Origin of the sequence: Paraburkholderia sp. BR13439, assembly GCF_040948805.1 — a bacterium.
Lineage (GTDB): Bacteria > Pseudomonadota > Gammaproteobacteria > Burkholderiales > Burkholderiaceae > Paraburkholderia > Paraburkholderia youngii.
Map to the genome: position 1 here is coordinate 31,448 of NZ_JBFPKN010000025.1, position 17,260 is coordinate 48,707.

Here is a 17,260-nt window from a genome sequence, read left to right on the forward strand (position 1 = left end):
TCATGATTGACATCATCAGAGACAACTGGCTCATCTTTTTGATCGGCCAGTATCCGAACGGTCCACTTGGTGGCCTCTCGCTCACGCTAATCCTTTCGGTCCTCGGACTCGGACTATCTTTTCCCATTAGCGTCGCCATCGCATTGTGTCGCACGGGATCTATCCGTTGGCTAGCGAATGCGGCGACCGTCTTTGTCTATATTGTCCGCGGCATCCCGCTCGTAATGCTGGTCTTCTGGGCGTATTTTTTGGTACCGGTTTTGGTTGGTCACAACGTGTCAGGAGTGACGACGCTGCTTTGTACGCTTGTTCTCTATGAGGCGGCCTACCTGTCCGAAGTAATACGTGCAGGTTTGATTTCGCTTCCTAAAGGACAGACTGAGGCTTCGCGTGCGTTAGGGATCGGATATTGGCGCACGATATTCTACGTGCTGCTTCCGCAGGCGCTATTTAACATGGTACCCAGTATCGTCAGCCAACTTGTATCGACGATCAAGGAAACCTCGATTGGCTACGTTATTAGCGTGCAGGAGCTGACATTCGAGGCAAATTCAGTGAACAACAATCTCCTTACACGCCCGTTCGCTGTGTTTATGATTCTTGCCTTGACTTATTTCGTCGCCTGTTTTGCGCTCACACAGTTTGCTCATTACCTTGAGCGCCGAGTCGCTCGGAAACGTACCAGGAATAACCAAGTCTCGCCTAGGAGCCTCGAAAATGATCCGATTCTCGAAAGTCAATAAGTTCTACGGAAACCACCATGTCTTGACGGACATTACGGCCGAAGTCAAGAAGGGCGAAGTGGTTGTTGTCTGCGGTCCTTCCGGTTCTGGAAAATCAACGCTTATTCGAACAATCAACCGGCTCGAAGAAATTCAGTCGGGCTCGATTGAGGTGGATGGGAAGGATATCCATGCAAGAGCCACCAATGTGAATGATTTCCGCTCGGGCGTTGGATTCGTGTTCCAATCGTTCAACCTCTTTCCGCATCTCTCAGTAACGGACAACATATGTCTTGCTCCGGTCAAACTCGGGAGGAAAAAACCTGCAGAAGCGAGAAAAAGGGCGATGGAGCTACTGGATCGAGTAGGTCTTGCTCATAAGGCCGAGGCTTATCCACAACAGTTGTCCGGGGGACAGCAGCAGCGCGTCGCAATAGCGCGCGCGTTGGCCATGGACCCGCCAGTGATGCTTTTCGATGAGCCGACGAGCGCACTCGATCCCGAGATGGTCGGAGAAGTCCTTAGCGTCATGAAGTCGCTCGCGAAAGACGGGATGACCATGGTTTGCGTCACACACGAGATGAACTTCGCTCGGGAAGTGAGCGACACCATCTGGTTCATGGACAACGGAGTAATCCTTGAACGCGCGGAACCGAAGGAATTCTTCGTCGAGCCTAAACACGTGCGCGCTCAGGCGTTTCTGTCGGATATCCGAGCGCACTGAGAATGATCGATTTGAGCAGCGAACAAGTGGACGAACGCAGCGTTGCGGTCCTTGGCGCGGGGATCATAGGATTGTCAATCGCCTTGCGTCTACATCTCGACGGCTTCAAAGTCATCGTCGTGGAAAAAGTTGTTCCAATGGGAGGAGCGTCTTCTGGCAATGCAGGCTACCTGTCCGAAGCAAACATATTTCCGCCTGCTTCACCTGACATGCTGAAGCAACTTCCGAAGTTCATACTGTCGAAGGACGGGCCGCTACTTATCGAACCAAGCTACGCGGCAAAAATGATACCGTGGGCCGTCAGAGCGGTTTCTGCTCTGAAGCCAAACTCTTATCAGAATATCGTGTCTGGTCTCGCCGATCTAACGAGTCTGGCGTACGCTAGCTTCGACGAACTTACGGCAGATGCGGGTGCCGGACATCTGCTCAGCCGAAAAGGCGGGTTGGTGGCGTTCAGAACACTTTCTGCTCTTGAGGCGAAATCGCGCGCGCTCCCGATCTGGAATTCCTTCGGACTGGAAGCGCATCGCATCTCGGCCGACGCCATTCGTGACCTCGAACCGGAGCTGAATGAGGACATGGTTGGCGGCATCTTATTCCCTAATTCCGGGAGGTGCAGCAATCCGCGAGGTCTGGGTGAACTCTATGCTCAACGGTTGAGAGCATGCGGCGTTGCGTTCGTAAGGGACGAAGTGCGTCTCGTGGAGGACGCTGAACGCGGGGTTCGCATTCATACTGTTTCCGGTTCAAAGATCCTCTGTAAGAGGGTCGTTCTTGCTATGGGCTTTGAGACCGGTGCGCTTTTGCAACGACTCAACATCAAAGTCCCTTTGGTCGCTGAGCGGGGTTACCACCTGATGCTCCCGACAGCAGGAATCCGGCTCCAGCGACCCATTGTATTCGGAGAGCCGCATTTCGCCGCGACGCCTATGGATGAAGGTGTGCGATTGGCCGGGACAGCGGAGTTCGCCCGTGCCGACTCTCCACCGAATATGTCGCGAGCGACAATGCTTTTGAGATTGGCCAAACGATACTTACCCAAACTTGCCGGCGATGACGGCGTCCCTTGGATGGGAGTAAGGCCTTCTTTGCCTGATGGACTCCCCGCAATCGGCGTTCTGCGAAACTCGCCGAGGATTGCCTACGCTTTCGGACATGCCCATAACGGGCTGACGCTGTCAGCCGTTACGGCCCGCTGCGTGTCTGCTTTACTCCAGGAAAACAAGCCACCCGTCGCCCTGCACCGGTACCGGCTTGAACGATTCTAGTATTCCGTCCCAGAAAAAACTTTACGTAAATCAAGCATGTTCATGATCGAGTCATGGTGTGCTGGAGACGATCATGGGACGTACGTGTTGTGTCCCAGAAACAACTTTACATAACCGAGCCACCTTCTGAAGGATGGAGTCGGCGGTTGCGGTCCAGACAAACGGACGGTTATGCTGGTTGTAGCGTGCGACATAGCGCTCGATGCTGGTGATGAGTTGGCTCGCGGCACGAGACCAAGCCAAGCCCATCTGGCGGCCGTTCTTGAATCGGTTGGCATTGACGATGGTGGCGACGGCGGCCGATGCGGTAAGCGGGCCGACGCCGCACATATCCATGCAGCGCTTGGCGGCGCCATCGTGACCGGCGTGGGCAGCGATCTGGCGGTCGTACCAGGCGATTTCCTGGTCGAGCGTCCGCCACTGTGTCCAGGCGCGCATTAACGCTTCACGCGCCGTGCCGGGAGCTCGCTGGCGCCGTCCTCGACTTGTGCAACGAAGTGCCTGCGCAACCGGTCGATACCTTGCGGGATGAAAGTGCCGATTTCGGCAAGGAGTGCGCGCAGCCGGTTGACCAGCGCAGTGCGCTCCTCGACGTAGCCAGTGCGCATGCGGTGGAGCGTCAGCACGCCCTGTTGGCCTGGCGACTTGACGGGGACGAAACGCATCTGGGGACGGCTGTCAGCTTCACAAACGGCTTCAGCGTCGAGCGCGTCGTTCTTCACGCGGGTGCCGCCTTTGCGGTACGGTGCGGCGAATTTCGGGGGTATCAGCCGGACCTCGTGCCCAAGTTCGCTCAGCCGGCGTGCCCAGTAGTGGGCGGTGCTGCACGCTTCCATCGCAACGCGGCACCGCGGAAGGTTCACGAACCAGCTAAGGAACTTCTCGCGGGAAATGGTTTTGCGGAGCACCACGCGACCGGCTTGGTCGACCGCGTGAATCTGCATAACGTTCTTGGCGAGATCAATGCCGACTCGGGTAATCGCGTTCATGATGTCCTCCGTGACGGACGGTGGCGGGGGTACAGCAATGGTGGCACGGAGTGCCACCGACCACCCGGCTGCGAGGCTCCTTACCAATTCATAGTGACGGAAAACGCGGAAATGAGGCCAGGAGTTGGCCTCAAAACGCTTAAAGGGACGTTGAATTCGCATTGAATCTGCACGATGCGAAAATCTTGCGACGAGAGTCGCGTAATTGGAGCGGGGCCTCTTTAACTCGAGTGTACTTCAGCAGCCTGCTAGGTCGTGCGGGCCACGGTTTGGCTGTCAAGAATAGATTTGATGCCGCGCTTCAACGCCGTCTATGCCGAATATTTTGAGGGTGATCTGCCTGTTCGTAGCACTGTCGAGGCTCAGCTATCTAATGCGGTAGACGTAGAAATCGAGATCACGACCTTTAGCCCACCTGTTGATCGTTGATCCGCAATTCTGAGTACCTCTGTGCAACGGCTACCGCTAGTCGGGGGTGGGCTCAAAAACCTTGTGGCGTTATATGAAAAAAAGAGTACGAGTACGATCGAAAAAAATCGCTTTTTTCGTTGATATGGAAAACCTATCCTTTCCGAATCGATGCGACGCGGCCGGTGGACTTTCGAAGTCGACCGACGCAAGCAACCACCCCCGCTCTATGACATGGAGTACCGCATGAGTTTTTCTATCGATCTTTCAGAGCGCCTGGCACGCATCAAGCCGTCGCCTAGCGTAGCCGCGAAGGCGCGTGTTGACAAACTGAGAGCAGAAGGCAGAGACATCGTCGATTTCACTATTGGCGAGCCCGATCTACCGACGCCCAGCCACATCGTCGATGCGGCCGTTGCCGCCATGAGAGCTGGCGAGACCCGCTATACCGCGGCCAATGGAACGCCCAAGCTTCGCAAGGTTATCGCAGAGAAGCTGGCGAGAGATAATAACCTCGAATATCGGCCCGAGAACATCGTCGTCGGCAGCGGTGGAAAGCACGTCATCTTCATGGCTCTCTCCGTTACCTTGAACCCAGATGATGAAGTGATTATTCATGCGCCATACTGGGTCTCCTATCCGGACATGGTCGTGATCAATGACGGACAACCCGTCATCGTTACAAGTGATGAGTCGACGGGCTTCAAGCTGTCTCCTGCGCAGCTTGAGGCGGCGATCACCCCGCGTACCAAATGGCTGATCCTGAATACGCCTAACAATCCGACGGGCGCGGTTTACACTGAAGACGAGCTTGCTGCTTTGGGCGAGGTGCTCGCACGACACCCGCACGTTTGGGTACTGTCCGACGAGATCTACGAGCATTTCGTTTTCAACGGTGCGAAACATGTCTCACCGGTAGCCGCAATTCCTACCCTGCGCGACCGCGCGCTCGTCGTCAACGGTGCGTCCAAGGGGTATTCAATGACGGGATGGCGGTTGGGCTACGGTGCTGGGCCGGTAACCCTCGTCAATGCAATCACGAAATTGATTTCCCAGATGACCACGTGTCCAAGTGCTATTAGCCAAGCAGCCGCTGTTGAGGCATTTGGAGGCAGCCAGGATGCACCTCATCATGCAGCAGGACTCTTCGCAAAACGAGGGGAGTTGATGCGCACTTTGTTGAGTGACGTACCCGGTTTCGACGTCGGCAATCTGAGCGGAGCCTTTTATCTGTATCCGTCGATCACCGGTTTGATCGGCAAGATAACGCCTTCGGGTAACGTGATCGCGAGTGACGTGGACATGGTTCGCTACCTTGTAGAAGCGGCGCAGGTGGCGACTTTGGACGGAAGCGCCTACGGGCTTTCTCCCTATATTCGATTCTCGTTCGCTACTTCCGAAGAAGCGATCCGTGAAGGATGTCGACGAATTGCGCAAGCGTGCTCTGCATTGAAGTGAACCTGCTGTCGCCAGCATTGTCCTCTGGGCGAACCGTTCGCCCAGAGGACATTCCGTGAACGAGACTACGGCAACTCGAAGTCAATGCATTGACGGCAACTTCTTCTCTGTCTCGATACGCTCGACCGCCGATGTGGACCGCTTCGCTTTTGGGATTGAAGTCGTCGCCGTGTGTCGACGCCTCAGCGATCAGAACGGTTCCCTCCTAGCTGGATAGTGCCACGTTATTTATTTAAGCGACGGCGCTAGCAGATTTGCTGTGAAATCGCAACAATCTTTAGCTAACTGCGCGACTTGACTACTTAACGAGTATTGATGCTCCGAACGGAAGAGTGCCACGTAGTGCACCGGAGGAAGGGGCGGTCGCGTACGCAGAACGCGCAGAATCCCTGAATCAACCAAGTAGCCTAAGCACTTCTGCGGCAGATAGCTCACGCCAAGTCCCGACACGGTGAGGCCGATTTGAGCGATCAGATTGTTGGATACGATAAACCTCGTTGCGTTGACGCCGTTTTCGGCGAGGAACTGAGCGTACACCTGTCCGGTTCCAGAAATGTTTCCTTGAAAAATCAAGGGGAAACTCGTGATCTCCTCAAGAGGAAGAAGCGCGCGACCAGGATGAAGGGTAGGCGCGCACATCCATGCGTTGTCGACGGCACCTACCTTCGTTGACGTGAATTTTTGACCGAGTGGCGATTCCGGGACGATAACGAGATCGATCGTGTCGGCCATCAATCTTTCTCGCAGTTCGGACGTCGACTCAACTTCCGCCTCAACGATTACCTTTGGATACGTTTCCTTGATGGCTTCAATCAGCCGAGGTAGCCAAGTCAAAGCGGTCAACTCAGTGACGCCAATCCGCAAGCGCCTCACCAAGACTTCTTTCGAGCTCACGCGATCAATGATCTCGTCCCTTCGCTCCAGAAGCTCTTTTGCGTAGACAAACAGTTGGTTTCCCTTTTCGGTAAGCCTTGCCGTCCGATGCGTACGATCGAAGACGGAGAAATCGAACGCCGTTTCTAGCTCCTGGATCCGCTTCGAGATGGCAGATTGACTAGCGTTCAACTTCGCTGCCGCCTGTTCAAAAGAACCCAGCTGCACGATCCAGAACAGGGCTTCCATCTGCTTGAAAGTGAGCATGGCCACCCCCGGGGTGAAATAAAGCAATATTGTAGAGCGTTTTCGATCTCTTTTTTTCACATACGACCCTAGTTCAAAGCGAGGACCGAATCTGTTCTCGGTTCATTACCTTTATCGATCTAAATACATTTAAAAAAATCGCTTTTTCTATTGAATTTAGCGATTTAAGGTGTGGGCCATGGAGACGGTACTGCTTGTGTAGCTTCCCTAGCTAGTTCGGTAGCGGCACTCAGTACCACCGACACATTGCGCCCTAAATTCGATTCAAGGAGACAAGTATGAGCAGCGTTACCTGCACCAGAGGGCGGCGCACTGCCCGCGTACCTCTCGCGTGGCAGATCGTCATAGGCCTAATACTGGGCGTTGGTATTGGCATCGGCCTCAACCATTATCCCGAGTTCAGAGCCCAGGCAATTTCCGGCGTGTTGCAACCGGCCGGCGACGTCTTCATCAAGCTCATTAAGATGGTCGTCGTCCCTATCGTCTTCACGAGCATGGTTGTGGGAATCGCAGGCGTGGGCGACGGGAAATCGCTTGGACGCATTGGCGTCAAGACCCTTTTTTACTTCGAGGTTGTCACTACGATTGCGATCGTCCTGGGACTCGTTATCGGGAACGTGCTGCATCCTGGCATTGGCACCGATATGTCGCAACTCGGACACGCGGACATCTCGCAATACCAGCACACAACCGGTCAAGGACAGGGGCACCACGGCCTGTTGGCGCTCATCTTGAGTGTCATTCCAGACAACATCATTTCGGTGATGGGAAAAGGGGAATTGCTGCCGGTGATCTTCTTTTCCGTGATGTTCGGTCTGGGCTTGCAGTCGGTTCCCGAGGAATACCGTCGGCCTGTTGTAGCGACGCTGAAGGGGATCTCTGAAGCAATGTTCAAGGTAACGGGCATGGTGATGCTCTACGCACCGATTGGCGTCTGCGCGCTGATCGCTGTCACCGTCGCAAGCTTTGGCTTTGGGTCACTCTTGCCGCTCATCAAACTCGTAGCGGTGACGTACTTTGCCATCATCCTGTTTGCCGTCGCCGTCCTCGGTATCGTCGCACGCGTTTTTGGGTTCAATATCTTCACGCTCTTCCGCATCATCAAAGACGAGTTGATCATCGCTTTCTCGACGAGCAGCTCGGCGACAGTGCTTCCGCAGTTGATGAAGAAGATGGAGGATTTCGGGGTACCGAAGAGCATAACCACCTTCGTTGTTCCTACCGGATACACGTTCAATCTCGACGGCGCATCGATCTATCTCGGGATCGGCACGCTATTCGTTGCCCAATTGTACGGCGTGCATCTCGGTTGGCAGGAGCAATTGGTCTTGACGCTGACGATGGTGGTGACGTCTAAGGGTGCCGCCGGGGTTCCGGGTTTCATGTTTGTGATCTTGCTGACCACGCTCGCCAGCGCTGGTCTGCCGTTGGAGGGCCTCGCATTTATCGCTGGCGTCGACCGCCTGATGGACATGGGTCGCACGGCACTGAACGTGGTCGGTAATGCACTTGCTCCGCTTGTAATCGCGAAGTGGGAAGGACAGTACGACGCACAAAAGGGCAAGGCGTACCTCGCGTCTCTTGACCGATAAGCAGAGAACCAGACACATGACGGACCCGAACAGGAGACTCAAGATGAGCAGTCATGGCGAACTCTTTTCCGATTCCTTGATGCGAGAAATTAAGGACCGATTCCACCAAATCGATCGCGACTCCGACGGACGCGAGCGCCTTTTCTTCGATAATGCTGGCGGATCGTTTCGCCTGAAGCGTGCCGTCGATGCGTTAGCTTCGGCCGACTGCGTGCCGGACAACCCGGAGCGCATCCATGAACGCGCCCTCGCATTGCAGGATGTGATCGCCGTTGGCGAGGCTGACATCCGAACGATCATGAACGCACGGGACGGAAGCATTTTGACCGCGCTGACCGCGTCCGAAGCGATGTTTGAAATGATCCGGACGATCATGGAAAACACTGCAGGCTCGAACGCCGTGACTACGATTCTGGAGCATCCCTCGTCGTACGATGCGATGACGATGTACTGCGAGCGCACCGGTAAGACCTTGCGGGTGGCGCGTAGCAACCCTGAAACGGGCGGTGTGGACGTCCAGGAGATCGTTGATCTGGTTGACGAAGAGACGGCCCTGCTAAGCGTGATGTACGCTTCCAATATATCGGGCGCCAAGTTTGATCTGGCGGCCATCATTCATGCCGCGCGCGCGAAGAAACCAGACCTCTTCATTGTTGTCGACGCCGTGCAGCACGCGCCGCATGGAATCATCGATCTACAAAAGACGCCGGTCGACGGGATCAACTTCGCTCCATACAAGTTTTTTGGATGCCGCGGGTCCGGCATCGCTTGGCTCTCCCCGAGAGCGGCCGCCTTACCCCATCGCAGACTACTCGCCAAGCCACAGGGGGCGTGGCAACTGGGCACGCCGACGCCCGGTCAGTTCGCAATGGTTTCCGAGATCGTCGACTACGTCACATGGATTGGTCAACATTTTAGTGACGCTTCGGAGCGACGGGAGTTGTTCGTGAACGGCATGGAGCGGATTGAGCTTCACGAGCGCGCGTTGCTTGCTGCATTGCTGGACGGTCACGGTGCACGGCGCGGACTACGTCACATGCGCGGGCTCGAAGTCTATTGGGACCATTCGGATCTTAAGAAGCGCGATCTGATCGTTGGCATCGGCTTCCCGAAGCTTGATCCCACTGAGGCGGTCCGGGAATACGAAAAGCGCGGAGTGACGGTTTACGAACGCCTGGAAACGAGCGTCTACTCTGGTCGGATGCTGAAGTCGTTCAATCTCAAGGGTGCTGTTCGACTCTCGCCTCTTCACTGCCACTCGGTCGACGACGTTCGGCGTTTCCTCGCAATCACGGAGCAGCTTCTTGCGCTGTGAGTCCTAAGCGCAAAGACAAAGACGCCTGAAAGCGGCCCTGTTCTATTCGGAACCCCGGGAAGTCGGGGTCGAAAGCAAAACCCGCTCGCAGTTACCTTACCTGCCTTCGTGGGCGGAGGGCCATAGACTTCGTCATGGGCTGCGATCGCATCAAGCGAGATAATCGAATGAAATCTACCAAGTTCGCTAACGCATCGGAATTCGAACGTGTCACGCCTGCCCAGATCAAGCGCGCACTAGAATTTCAGTCCGCGGTACTTTGCGATGTCGCGGGACGCCGTGGAGCTTTGCATGGGCGTATCCAGCCACTCGCTCCAAGTATGGTTCTAGCTGGACCGGCATTCCCTGTCGAAGTTCGGCCCGGCGACAACCTTATGTTTCATGTTGCGTTGGCGCTGGCTACACCGGGCGATGTGATTGTTGTGGACGGAAAAGGATATCAGTCGAGCGCGCTCTTCGGGGAGTTAATGGTCACTCAAGCGATAGCGGCGAAACTCGGTGGCTTCGTGGTTGACGGCGCAGCCCGCGATTTCGCCGCACTCTCAAAAGATTCGCTTCCGATCTTTGCCGCTGGCAGAAACCCCGCAGGTCCAACAAAAGGGCTTGAGGGTCGCGTCGGCGTGCCGATCTCGATCGGAGATGTCTGCGTTGAGCCTGGCGATCTAGTGGTGGGAGATTGTGATGGCGTTGTGGTGATACCGCGTCGGGACGTTGACAGTGTACTGAATGCAGCTGAAAAAAAGCTGCAGGCAGAAGCCCAGCGTATCGCAGAAATCAAAGAAGGAATTCTTGTTTCGCCTTGGCTGAATGATGCACTCCGCGCGGCGGGCGTTATCCGTCAAGACGAGACGCTCGAGTAAGGTCTACCTATCGCGACGCCGCGGCAAAACCGAAACGCCGTTGGATTGTTGAGCGCCGGATGCCGCCACGGCAGGATTCGGCCGATCGGAGTATTCGGATCACGGTATGGGCTCTTTATCCCATTAATTTGCATTGGACGAAACCGAGGTTGTATGCGCAAAAGCCCGCTAGAACAGGTCGATGACGAATTCAGGCAGAGCTGCACTGCAGCACTGCCCGGCCATAAATCAACGAGATGTCTGACCGAATACCACGATTCGAGAGTGCGCCAGGCACCTGCGTTCGGATGGGCATGGAAACAAACAACGGATCACTATGACTGGATGGATGCTCATACGGTCGGCGACGCCTTCTCCATCTGGGGAAGTTGAATGCTTTCTTCGGAAGGCGTTACATTGATCGCGACTCGCTGTCACCTCGCATTACACGCGATGAACACGTCACGCGGTACGGCCTCGACCTCAATGACCCTTCTGGAAGTCACGCTGGCGACGCGCCTACTTGCGGATATGGGCTACGGAGCGATTTGCGACTCCGCGATTTGTGAAGCGGCTCGTGCGATTAAGCGCGCCGTGTCGTCTGGTTTGGCAAATGGTCCGTGGGGGTTCACGAACGAAGACAGCTCAGCAATCTCGTACATCCTTGAGATTTTTGAACGCCAATTAAAGGAAGCACCCGCCCCAGATATCGAATCGGCCTTCAAAGAAACAACTTCGCTGATTTGAAGGCAGCCGGTGTTGGCAGCGAAGCCGAATGCATGACCGACTGACGACGCTGTCGAGTAACTCTCATAACGTCGTCCCATGACGGCCTGTGCTTGGCCTAATATGTGCGATAGAGTGTTCATACAGCGCTCTCGCGTAAGCTCGCGATCTGGAAATCGACTTCGTGAAGGCTATGGCAGCTTCCGATCCGGAAGCAGTCACCGATATGGGCGGAATGATTACAAGAAAACGCTCTGCCTATCCTCCCAAATAACGCCCATATTGCCGAGTTCGCGCCGGAACGCTTCGGGTCTGGCACCCGCGAAGAAGCGAAAATCCTCGATGAGCACGCCGCGCAGGTCCCGCACACTTATGCCCAAGTCAAGGGCTACCGCCCTTAAGTTCGCGTTGAGCAATCTCTTCGCGGCTTCGAATACCAGCGCTGAATGCGTCTGATGCAAGTTGTCGGGCGACAGTCGCACAGCAATGCCTATGCAGGTTGCGATGCTCGCGGCAGGCTTCAGCGCGGGCGAGGCGGACCAGTTGCGCTGCGCGATGGCCGCATGGAAGCGCAAGGGCGGCCCGCAGCACTTTCACGACCGCATCGTTGAAGGGATGCTCCAGCGCGGCTACGACCGCGAGTTTGCCGAATCGATCTTCCCCTTGTGGCTCCGAGGGGATGGACTGCACTGGATCGAATGATTTCACCAAGTGAACGCAGCGCTTGAGGAGGGCATGAGGGTCGTGCCTATCGGGACCGATACGGCGGGGAGCTCTTTTGATTTTCAGCTTGCGATGCGACCCTCATGTGAACGGGCCGATCTTCGTTGGACCGGTCGTACCGCGAGCGTTTGTGCAGAAGATTGGCCCCGTTCGGGACAGTTGAACTCGCGTCTCGCCGGTCCGAACCTTGAGAGGATGAAGCCCGTGGCCAAGGCGACACGCAGTATTTCAGGCATGGCGCTCGTCGACTCCACGGTGGTTAATATAACTCGATCGGCGCGATGTCAAGTCGTGCGCAAAGGCCAACAGTAAGCGAAAGCTGTCGCGGTAGGCGATTACGGTGCGAGGACTCACGTGTCGCTGCTGCTGCAACCGTTGCGTAAAGAATTTCTGTACCAGGACGGGAAATGGTTGCACGGTTGGCTGGTTCACGATGTACCTCCCTGAGAGCGCACGAAACGCCGGGCTGCGATCCCAAGGAGCTCGGGCGTAGCTGTTTCGTACGAGTATGTGTCCGTGACCTTGGCATGCCCAAGGTAAGTCGACAGGGCGAGAATGCCGCGATCGACATCCAGTCCGCGGGCGTACCAATCCTGCAGCCGATGACAGACGAATGAGTGCCGCAGATCATGCGGCCTCGGGCTAGGACGGTCGCCGCGGGCGCGCCATTGCAAGGCGGAACGCAGTATCTTGAAGGCATACTCAACACTTCGTGTTGAGGCGGGGCGACCGTAGTCGAACATGACCGTGACGAAACAGATGTGCGGAACCACGGCACGCGGGGCGTAAACCTGCACGTGCGAAGGCCTGACAAACAATCTTGCCAATTGCCGCCGGTCCCGCCAGACCAACCCGAGGTGCCAATCTGCGAAGGAATACGTGCCGCGATGCACTTGCTCCGCGACCATCGCGGAGATATGTAGCGATTGCTGCTCCGACCTCCGATGGCAGGGGAACGTGCTCCACCATCTGCCCCTTGCCATGAACGACGAGTTCCCCCGAACGCCAGTGAATGTCGTCGAGCTGCATGGCAACTATTTCTCCGGCAAGTAGACCGAGCCGCGCCAACAACAGCAGGATTGCGTAGTCACGGCACCCAGTTGAAGTCGACCGGTCTGCAGATGCGATGAGAGCTTCTTGTTGCTCAGGCGTGAGAAACGTCGGTACAGTTGACTGTCGCCACTTACGAACTGCGGGCACGGACTCATACAGGGTCTTGGGCCGTGTAGCCGCGCAGAAAGAGGAAATGGCAGAACGAGCGAAGCGCAACTGCCATCAGCCGCGTGTACTCCGCCGATCGACCTTTGCTGTAGGCAAGGAAATGATCTCGGATCGTTACGGCGCAAAATGCATCTGACAATATACTTCCGTCATTGGCCGAGTGGCTGTCGAGAAAGTCGCGAATGAAGGGGCCGTAGACGAGCAGCGAGTTCGTCGCGAGTCCACGATCCTGCCTCAGATGGTCCAGGTATCGGCGATAAATGCGCGCAATCTCGGACTGGCCGCCCAACGTCGGCGAACACACAATGGCTTCCGCGCGCAGATAGGCAAGAAACTGCCGTAAGGTGGGACGCGCACGCTGGACGCGGTCTCGTGAAGCGTCGATCATGCGATTCATAAAACGAGCCGTGACAGACTCATGGAGATCAATCAGGTCGATGTTGCCGTTCTTCATCCACCCAGAGAACGCACACAGGACTCTTCGTTTCTTGCGAAGCGATACCTCGGAATAGTGTGCCGTCCGTAGACGATCAAGAAATGCATCGATGTGATGGTCCGGCAGCCCACCGGATTCGCTGACTGTGCGTGTCGCATTCATCTGATCTCTCTTGGCCCGCGCGATAGCCAGCCTGAGAAATCATATGTTTATGCCGACACAGCGATCGTGAAAGGCCATACCCACCGCCACGCGTATGCATGACGCGGCATAATCGGGGAGTCGGCATAACTGGATTGAGAACCAGATCCGTCCCTGGGCGACGGGAGGAACTGGTTGTTCGCGGGCTCGCTTCGCGCCGGCGAACGTGCCGCTGCCATCATGAGCCTGATGCGCTCGGCACAATCGAACGGGCACGATCCGCTCGCCTATCTGAAGGACGTGCTCACGCGCCTGCCAACACATCGCGCTTCCGACATCGAACAGTTGCTTCCTCACTGCTGGGCTCCCGCGTTGCCCGATCGCAACTAGCCAACTCGCTCCCGTGCCTTCACCGGGCGCTTCCCACGATCAGGCATCAGGGCGCCTGAAGTCGACAGGTTCATTCATCGGAAGGTCGACTATTGCGTACGAGTTCGTTTAACCAATTCTTAGTCGTAGCGTTGCCATCGGTGAACTGCAACCGCGTCTTGAAGAACTAAATTGTGTCGATGAGAGTGGCTGCCAGCGGTATGACAGCAAGGCGGCAATGTGTTGCCCCTGTCGCAGGCAGGTGCGTGAGGATATCCTTGAGATACACGCGCGGGTTGTGCTCCTCAAGTTGAGCCGAGCGGATCAGGCTTATGATGCGAGTGCCGCGCTGCGCCGCTCCCGTCGTCCAGAAACACGTGAACTGATGGGACGAGACGTTTCTCAGCGGCGACCGGCAGTTCCGCCCAGCAGGCCCGAGATCCCGGTCTTTTTCAACTCTGGCGACGACCGAATCTCTCTGCGTAAAGACATCGTCATTGACCTGGGGTCAACGTCCTCGGGTTTCCCCGTGCCGGGTAGCGGATCCATTGTGCAGGAGAGTTCCTAACCGATCATAGGGCCGCTCTCCTTCATGTGCGGGTTTGCCCTCCCAATACCGGAGTGGTCTCGTTCAGGAAACAGCGATATACTGGTGTATCGTCCGCTTCTTAATTTTGCGCTCTGCTTATTTGCGACATCGCGAGCAAATCATGGCTGACAAATCCACGGACATCTTCACGCCCGAAGACCTCGACCAGCGCCTTCCGAAAACGGCTCAGGTCTACGAGCTGCTGCGCCACGCGATTGTGTCCTGCAGGCTGCCGCCGGGCGAGGTCCTGAACGAGAAGGAGCTGTCGCGTCAGCTCGATATTTCACGAACGCCCATACGGGAAGCCATTCTACAGCTTGCAGCTCAGAAACTCATCGTCATCAAGTCGAGTTCCGGGACATACGTTAGCCCTATTCGATTGAACGACGTTCTCGAAGGTCAACTGGTCCGAGACGGACTTGAAGCTCGCACGGTGGCCCTTGCCGCGCGGTACTGCACCAGTGAGTACGCGAGCCGGCTTGACGTATCGCTGTATCAACAGCGCCTCGCCGCAAAAGCAAAAGACACCGACCAGTTCTACGCGCTCGATGAGGAGTTCCATAAACTCATCTGTGATTGCTCGGGCTTCCCGAGTCTGTGGACACTACTGAACGGCGCGAAGGGACAACTGGACCGCGTGCGCCGACTGGCATTTCCGGTGCAGGCTCACTTCGACGAAGTCGTGAAGGAACACACTGCCTTGATCAATGCCATCAAGGGGCACGACGAGGAGCGCGCGGTAGTCCTGATGCGCACGCATGTGGACGCCATCGAAACGCTTGAACATCTAATCCGGAAGCGGCGCAACCTGTTCCACGGTGATGTCACGCAGGATCTTCAGCGCTTCAAAGACGTTCTGAGAACCGCACAGCACGTCGACGAATAGCCAGTCAATCTCCGGAGCGGTGCACACCGTGCACCGGCAGCGGCTCATAATGCAACAACAACGTGGTCCGCCCGCTGGTATTTCAAATGCGAAGGATTACCCGTAGGGGTTGGTACGAACTTTGCTTCTGTTTCCGTATATACCAATATATCGGTGTATTTGAACTGTCTGTGTGTCCTGGAGGTGCCATGTCTGAATACTGAAATTTGTTGACGACGGAAGGGTGGGGGAGACAATTACTGTCAGGAGCCTTGCTTTCCGTCGAACTCGCGTTATGCACGCTGCCATTCGGGCTTTGCGCCGGCCTGCTACTGGCTAGAGGGCAGGACTCAGAGGGATCCGGGGTGGCGCGCTTCTGCACGGCGCTGGTCACTATCTTTCGCGCGCTTCCAGAGTTGTTGACGATTTTCATCGTCTACTACGGCGGTCAGATTGCACTTCAGAAATTGCTCCCGTTGGTCGCTATCACCTCGCCGGTTGAAATTAATGGTTTTCTTGCGGGCATGCTCGCTTTGACGCTTGTTTTTGGCGCGTTCTCCAGCGAAGTCTTCAAGGCGGCGCTGCACGCCGTACCTCGCGGCCAGCACGAAGCCGCCCACGCACTGGGCCTGTCCGGCGGTAAAGCTTTCGTCAGTGTTGTCTTCCCACAGATGTGGCGAGTGGCACTTCCCGGCTTGGGCAATCTTTGGCTGGTGCTCCTAAAGGATACATCGCTCGTCTCTGTCATCGCGCTGCCAGACCTGATACGACAAGCCAATCTCGCGGTGAGTGCAACGCGTGAGCCGTTCTTCTTCTATCTTGCTGCCTTCCTGATTTACCTGGTTGCATCCATCATCTCGGGTCAAGGTCTGAGCCGGCTCGAAATCCGCGCGAACCGTCCGTACATGGTGATTGGCAAATGAACTTTCTCGACCTTCTCAACCAGTACGGCCCGGACTTCGGTCGGAGCCTCGGCACCACACTCGAACTGGTCGGCATTTCGGTGCTTGCCGGTGCCGTGCTCGCTTTGCCAATCGCAGCCGGCCGTCTCAGCCCAAACCGCTTCGTTCGCAAGAGCTTCTTCTGCTACACGTATCTGTTCCGAGGTACGCCGCTTCTCGCCCAGGTCTTTCTGCTTTACTACGGCGCAGGCAAGTTTCGCCACGAACTGCAGGCATTCCACGTTTGGTGGATTTTCCGGGATTCCTTCTGGTGTGCGGTCCTTGCCTTTGCCGCGAACACGTCGGCGTATCAGGCGGAAATATGGCGAGGGGCGCTTCAGGCTGTTCCTTGGGGGCAGTGGGAGGCAGCGCACGCCCTTGGCGTTTCGCGCTCAGTCGCATTCGTCCGCGTCATTCTCCCGCAAGCCACGCTGATTGCTCTGCGGCCACTCGGTAACGAGCTCATCCTCATGCTCAAGGCTTCGTCCATTGCGAGCGTCATCTCTGTTCACGAACTGATGGGCGCAACAGGTATCGCATTCGCGCGGACCTTCGATTTCCAGTTCTACTGTGGGCAGCAGTGCTCTATCTGGTGCTGGTCGAGGGTATTCGCCGGTTGTGGACAGTCATCGAGCGCAGACTTGGCAGGCACGTCATCAAGCCAGAGCGACGGTCAACGAAGAGTCAACCGCAGCCGACGGAGCAAGTTATCCAGGGCTTGAGCGCCCACTGAAAATCACGAAGACGCGCAAGCGTGTTCCGGGAAGGAAGGAGCTTAAATTGAATACGTCTGT

17 protein-coding genes and 3 pseudogenes are annotated in these 17,260 nt (G+C 56.3%); 14 read left to right on the forward strand and 6 right to left on the reverse strand.

Translation table 11 applies throughout. From position 1 onward, the window contains the following. Window positions 1-2: 2 nt before the first annotated feature. Genes AB3X96_RS34685 through AB3X96_RS34695 form a run of 3 tightly spaced genes read left to right on the forward strand, consistent with a single transcriptional unit; the run spans window position 3 to window position 2,714 of the window. A complete protein-coding gene (locus AB3X96_RS34685; protein WP_368593236.1) occupies window positions 3-743 on the forward strand; it encodes an amino acid ABC transporter permease in 741 nt (246 codons plus the stop codon). Further along, complete coding sequence (locus tag AB3X96_RS34690) at window positions 718-1,446, forward strand: amino acid ABC transporter ATP-binding protein (protein ID WP_368593237.1); 729 nt, start codon at window positions 718-720, stop codon at window positions 1,444-1,446. The genes AB3X96_RS34685 and AB3X96_RS34690 overlap by 26 nt, the downstream gene beginning before the upstream one ends. 2 nt (window positions 1,447-1,448) lie before the next feature. Next, on the forward strand, window positions 1,449-2,714 hold the full coding sequence (locus AB3X96_RS34695; protein ID WP_368593238.1) for an NAD(P)/FAD-dependent oxidoreductase: 1,266 nt from the start codon (window positions 1,449-1,451) through the stop codon (window positions 2,712-2,714). Between the two features lie 51 nt (window positions 2,715-2,765). Here AB3X96_RS34695 and AB3X96_RS34700 read toward each other — a convergent pair whose 3' ends face one another. Then, entirely contained in the window at window positions 2,766-3,152 is a 387-nt protein-coding gene (locus AB3X96_RS34700) for a hypothetical protein (RefSeq protein WP_368593306.1), read from the reverse strand. Continuing rightward, window positions 3,152-3,703, reverse strand: coding sequence for an IS110 family transposase (locus AB3X96_RS34705; protein ID WP_368593239.1), 552 nt, complete (start codon window positions 3,701-3,703; stop codon window positions 3,152-3,154). Before AB3X96_RS34705 ends, AB3X96_RS34700 begins: the two co-directional genes overlap by 1 nt. A 255-nt stretch (window positions 3,704-3,958) precedes the next feature. Between AB3X96_RS34705 and AB3X96_RS34710 the strand changes: the two genes are divergently transcribed. After that, window positions 3,959-4,132, forward strand: a complete 174-nt coding sequence (locus AB3X96_RS34710; RefSeq protein ID WP_368593240.1) for a RidA family protein — start codon at window positions 3,959-3,961, stop codon at window positions 4,130-4,132. A gap of 225 nt (window positions 4,133-4,357) precedes the next feature. Continuing rightward, on the forward strand, window positions 4,358-5,569 hold the full coding sequence (locus AB3X96_RS34715) for a pyridoxal phosphate-dependent aminotransferase (RefSeq protein ID WP_368593241.1): 1,212 nt from the start codon (window positions 4,358-4,360) through the stop codon (window positions 5,567-5,569). A gap of 228 nt (window positions 5,570-5,797) precedes the next feature. On the opposite strand, the gene AB3X96_RS34720 is transcribed toward AB3X96_RS34715, so the two are convergent. After that, window positions 5,798-6,709 carry a LysR family transcriptional regulator gene (locus AB3X96_RS34720; protein WP_368593242.1) on the reverse strand — a complete coding sequence of 304 codons (912 nt, stop codon included), beginning with the start codon at window positions 6,707-6,709 and terminating at the stop codon, window positions 5,798-5,800. Window positions 6,710-6,987: 278 nt separating this feature from the next. Here AB3X96_RS34720 and AB3X96_RS34725 point away from each other — a divergent pair, with 278 nt between their 5' ends. The 5 genes and pseudogenes from AB3X96_RS34725 to AB3X96_RS34745 form a co-directional block, all read left to right on the forward strand. Next, on the forward strand, window positions 6,988-8,301 hold the full coding sequence (locus AB3X96_RS34725) for a cation:dicarboxylase symporter family transporter (protein WP_368593243.1): 1,314 nt from the start codon (window positions 6,988-6,990) through the stop codon (window positions 8,299-8,301). A 43-nt stretch (window positions 8,302-8,344) separates the two neighbouring features. Continuing rightward, complete coding sequence (locus AB3X96_RS34730; protein ID WP_368593244.1) at window positions 8,345-9,616, forward strand: aminotransferase class V-fold PLP-dependent enzyme; 1,272 nt, start codon at window positions 8,345-8,347, stop codon at window positions 9,614-9,616. Window positions 9,617-9,783: 167 nt separating this feature from the next. Further along, window positions 9,784-10,476, forward strand: coding sequence for an RraA family protein (locus AB3X96_RS34735; RefSeq protein ID WP_368593245.1), 693 nt, complete (start codon window positions 9,784-9,786; stop codon window positions 10,474-10,476). A gap of 372 nt (window positions 10,477-10,848) precedes the next feature. Next, window positions 10,849-11,202: a hypothetical protein gene (locus tag AB3X96_RS34740; protein ID WP_368593246.1), complete on the forward strand. Its 354-nt coding sequence runs from the start codon at window positions 10,849-10,851 to the stop codon at window positions 11,200-11,202. Between the two features lie 471 nt (window positions 11,203-11,673). Next, window positions 11,674-11,841, forward strand: a pseudogene (locus AB3X96_RS34745) (hypothetical protein); the annotation flags it as partial. Between the two features lie 765 nt (window positions 11,842-12,606). Here the strand turns inward: AB3X96_RS34745 and AB3X96_RS34750 are convergent. Together AB3X96_RS34750 and AB3X96_RS34755 are read right to left on the reverse strand one after the other, a co-directional pair. Then, window positions 12,607-13,104 carry a tyrosine-type recombinase/integrase gene (locus tag AB3X96_RS34750; protein WP_368593247.1) on the reverse strand — a complete coding sequence of 166 codons (498 nt, stop codon included), beginning with the start codon at window positions 13,102-13,104 and terminating at the stop codon, window positions 12,607-12,609. Between the two features lie 4 nt (window positions 13,105-13,108). After that, complete coding sequence (locus AB3X96_RS34755) at window positions 13,109-13,723, reverse strand: hypothetical protein (protein WP_368593248.1); 615 nt, start codon at window positions 13,721-13,723, stop codon at window positions 13,109-13,111. Window positions 13,724-13,847: 124 nt separating this feature from the next. Here AB3X96_RS34755 and AB3X96_RS34760 point away from each other — a divergent pair. Beyond that, window positions 13,848-14,092, forward strand: a pseudogene (locus tag AB3X96_RS34760) (transposase domain-containing protein); the annotation flags it as partial. Between the two features lie 177 nt (window positions 14,093-14,269). Here the strand turns inward: AB3X96_RS34760 and AB3X96_RS34765 are convergent. Continuing rightward, a pseudogene (locus AB3X96_RS34765) lies at window positions 14,270-14,408 on the reverse strand (transposase domain-containing protein); the annotation flags it as partial. A gap of 373 nt (window positions 14,409-14,781) precedes the next feature. On the opposite strand from AB3X96_RS34765, the gene AB3X96_RS34770 reads away from it, so the two are divergent. The 3 genes from AB3X96_RS34770 to AB3X96_RS34780 all read left to right on the forward strand — a co-directional run bounded on the left by AB3X96_RS34770 (window position 14,782) and on the right by AB3X96_RS34780 (window position 17,188). Continuing rightward, window positions 14,782-15,546: a GntR family transcriptional regulator gene (locus tag AB3X96_RS34770; protein ID WP_368593249.1), complete on the forward strand. Its 765-nt coding sequence runs from the start codon at window positions 14,782-14,784 to the stop codon at window positions 15,544-15,546. 209 nt (window positions 15,547-15,755) lie between these two features. Further along, complete coding sequence (locus AB3X96_RS34775) at window positions 15,756-16,448, forward strand: ABC transporter permease (protein ID WP_368593304.1); 693 nt, start codon at window positions 15,756-15,758, stop codon at window positions 16,446-16,448. Beyond that, entirely contained in the window at window positions 16,445-17,188 is a 744-nt protein-coding gene (locus AB3X96_RS34780; RefSeq protein WP_368593250.1) for an ABC transporter permease, read from the forward strand. Before AB3X96_RS34775 ends, AB3X96_RS34780 begins: the two co-directional genes overlap by 4 nt. Window positions 17,189-17,260: the final 72 nt, after the last annotated feature.

What these genes read in the sequence shown, in the direction of transcription:
- AB3X96_RS34690 (WP_368593237.1), top strand. Translation starts at nt 718, where the DNA reads ATGATCCGATTCTCGAAAGTCAATAAGTTCTACGGAAACCACCATGTC.
- AB3X96_RS34705 (WP_368593239.1), bottom strand. Translation starts at nt 3,703, where the DNA reads ATGAACGCGATTACCCGAGTCGGCATTGATCTCGCCAAGAACGTTATG.
- AB3X96_RS34695 (WP_368593238.1), top strand. Translation starts at nt 1,449, where the DNA reads ATGATCGATTTGAGCAGCGAACAAGTGGACGAACGCAGCGTTGCGGTC.
- AB3X96_RS34720 (WP_368593242.1), bottom strand. Translation starts at nt 6,709, where the DNA reads ATGCTCACTTTCAAGCAGATGGAAGCCCTGTTCTGGATCGTGCAGCTG.
- AB3X96_RS34715 (WP_368593241.1), top strand. Translation starts at nt 4,358, where the DNA reads ATGAGTTTTTCTATCGATCTTTCAGAGCGCCTGGCACGCATCAAGCCG.
- AB3X96_RS34685 (WP_368593236.1), top strand. Translation starts at nt 3, where the DNA reads ATGATTGACATCATCAGAGACAACTGGCTCATCTTTTTGATCGGCCAG.
- AB3X96_RS34725 (WP_368593243.1), top strand. Translation starts at nt 6,988, where the DNA reads ATGAGCAGCGTTACCTGCACCAGAGGGCGGCGCACTGCCCGCGTACCT.
- AB3X96_RS34730 (WP_368593244.1), top strand. Translation starts at nt 8,345, where the DNA reads ATGAGCAGTCATGGCGAACTCTTTTCCGATTCCTTGATGCGAGAAATT.
- AB3X96_RS34740 (WP_368593246.1), top strand. Translation starts at nt 10,849, where the DNA reads ATGCTTTCTTCGGAAGGCGTTACATTGATCGCGACTCGCTGTCACCTC.
- AB3X96_RS34735 (WP_368593245.1), top strand. Translation starts at nt 9,784, where the DNA reads ATGAAATCTACCAAGTTCGCTAACGCATCGGAATTCGAACGTGTCACG.
- AB3X96_RS34780 (WP_368593250.1), top strand. Translation starts at nt 16,445, where the DNA reads ATGAACTTTCTCGACCTTCTCAACCAGTACGGCCCGGACTTCGGTCGG.
- AB3X96_RS34770 (WP_368593249.1), top strand. Translation starts at nt 14,782, where the DNA reads ATGGCTGACAAATCCACGGACATCTTCACGCCCGAAGACCTCGACCAG.
- AB3X96_RS34755 (WP_368593248.1), bottom strand. Translation starts at nt 13,723, where the DNA reads ATGAATGCGACACGCACAGTCAGCGAATCCGGTGGGCTGCCGGACCAT.
- AB3X96_RS34700 (WP_368593306.1), bottom strand. Translation starts at nt 3,152, where the DNA reads ATGCGCGCCTGGACACAGTGGCGGACGCTCGACCAGGAAATCGCCTGG.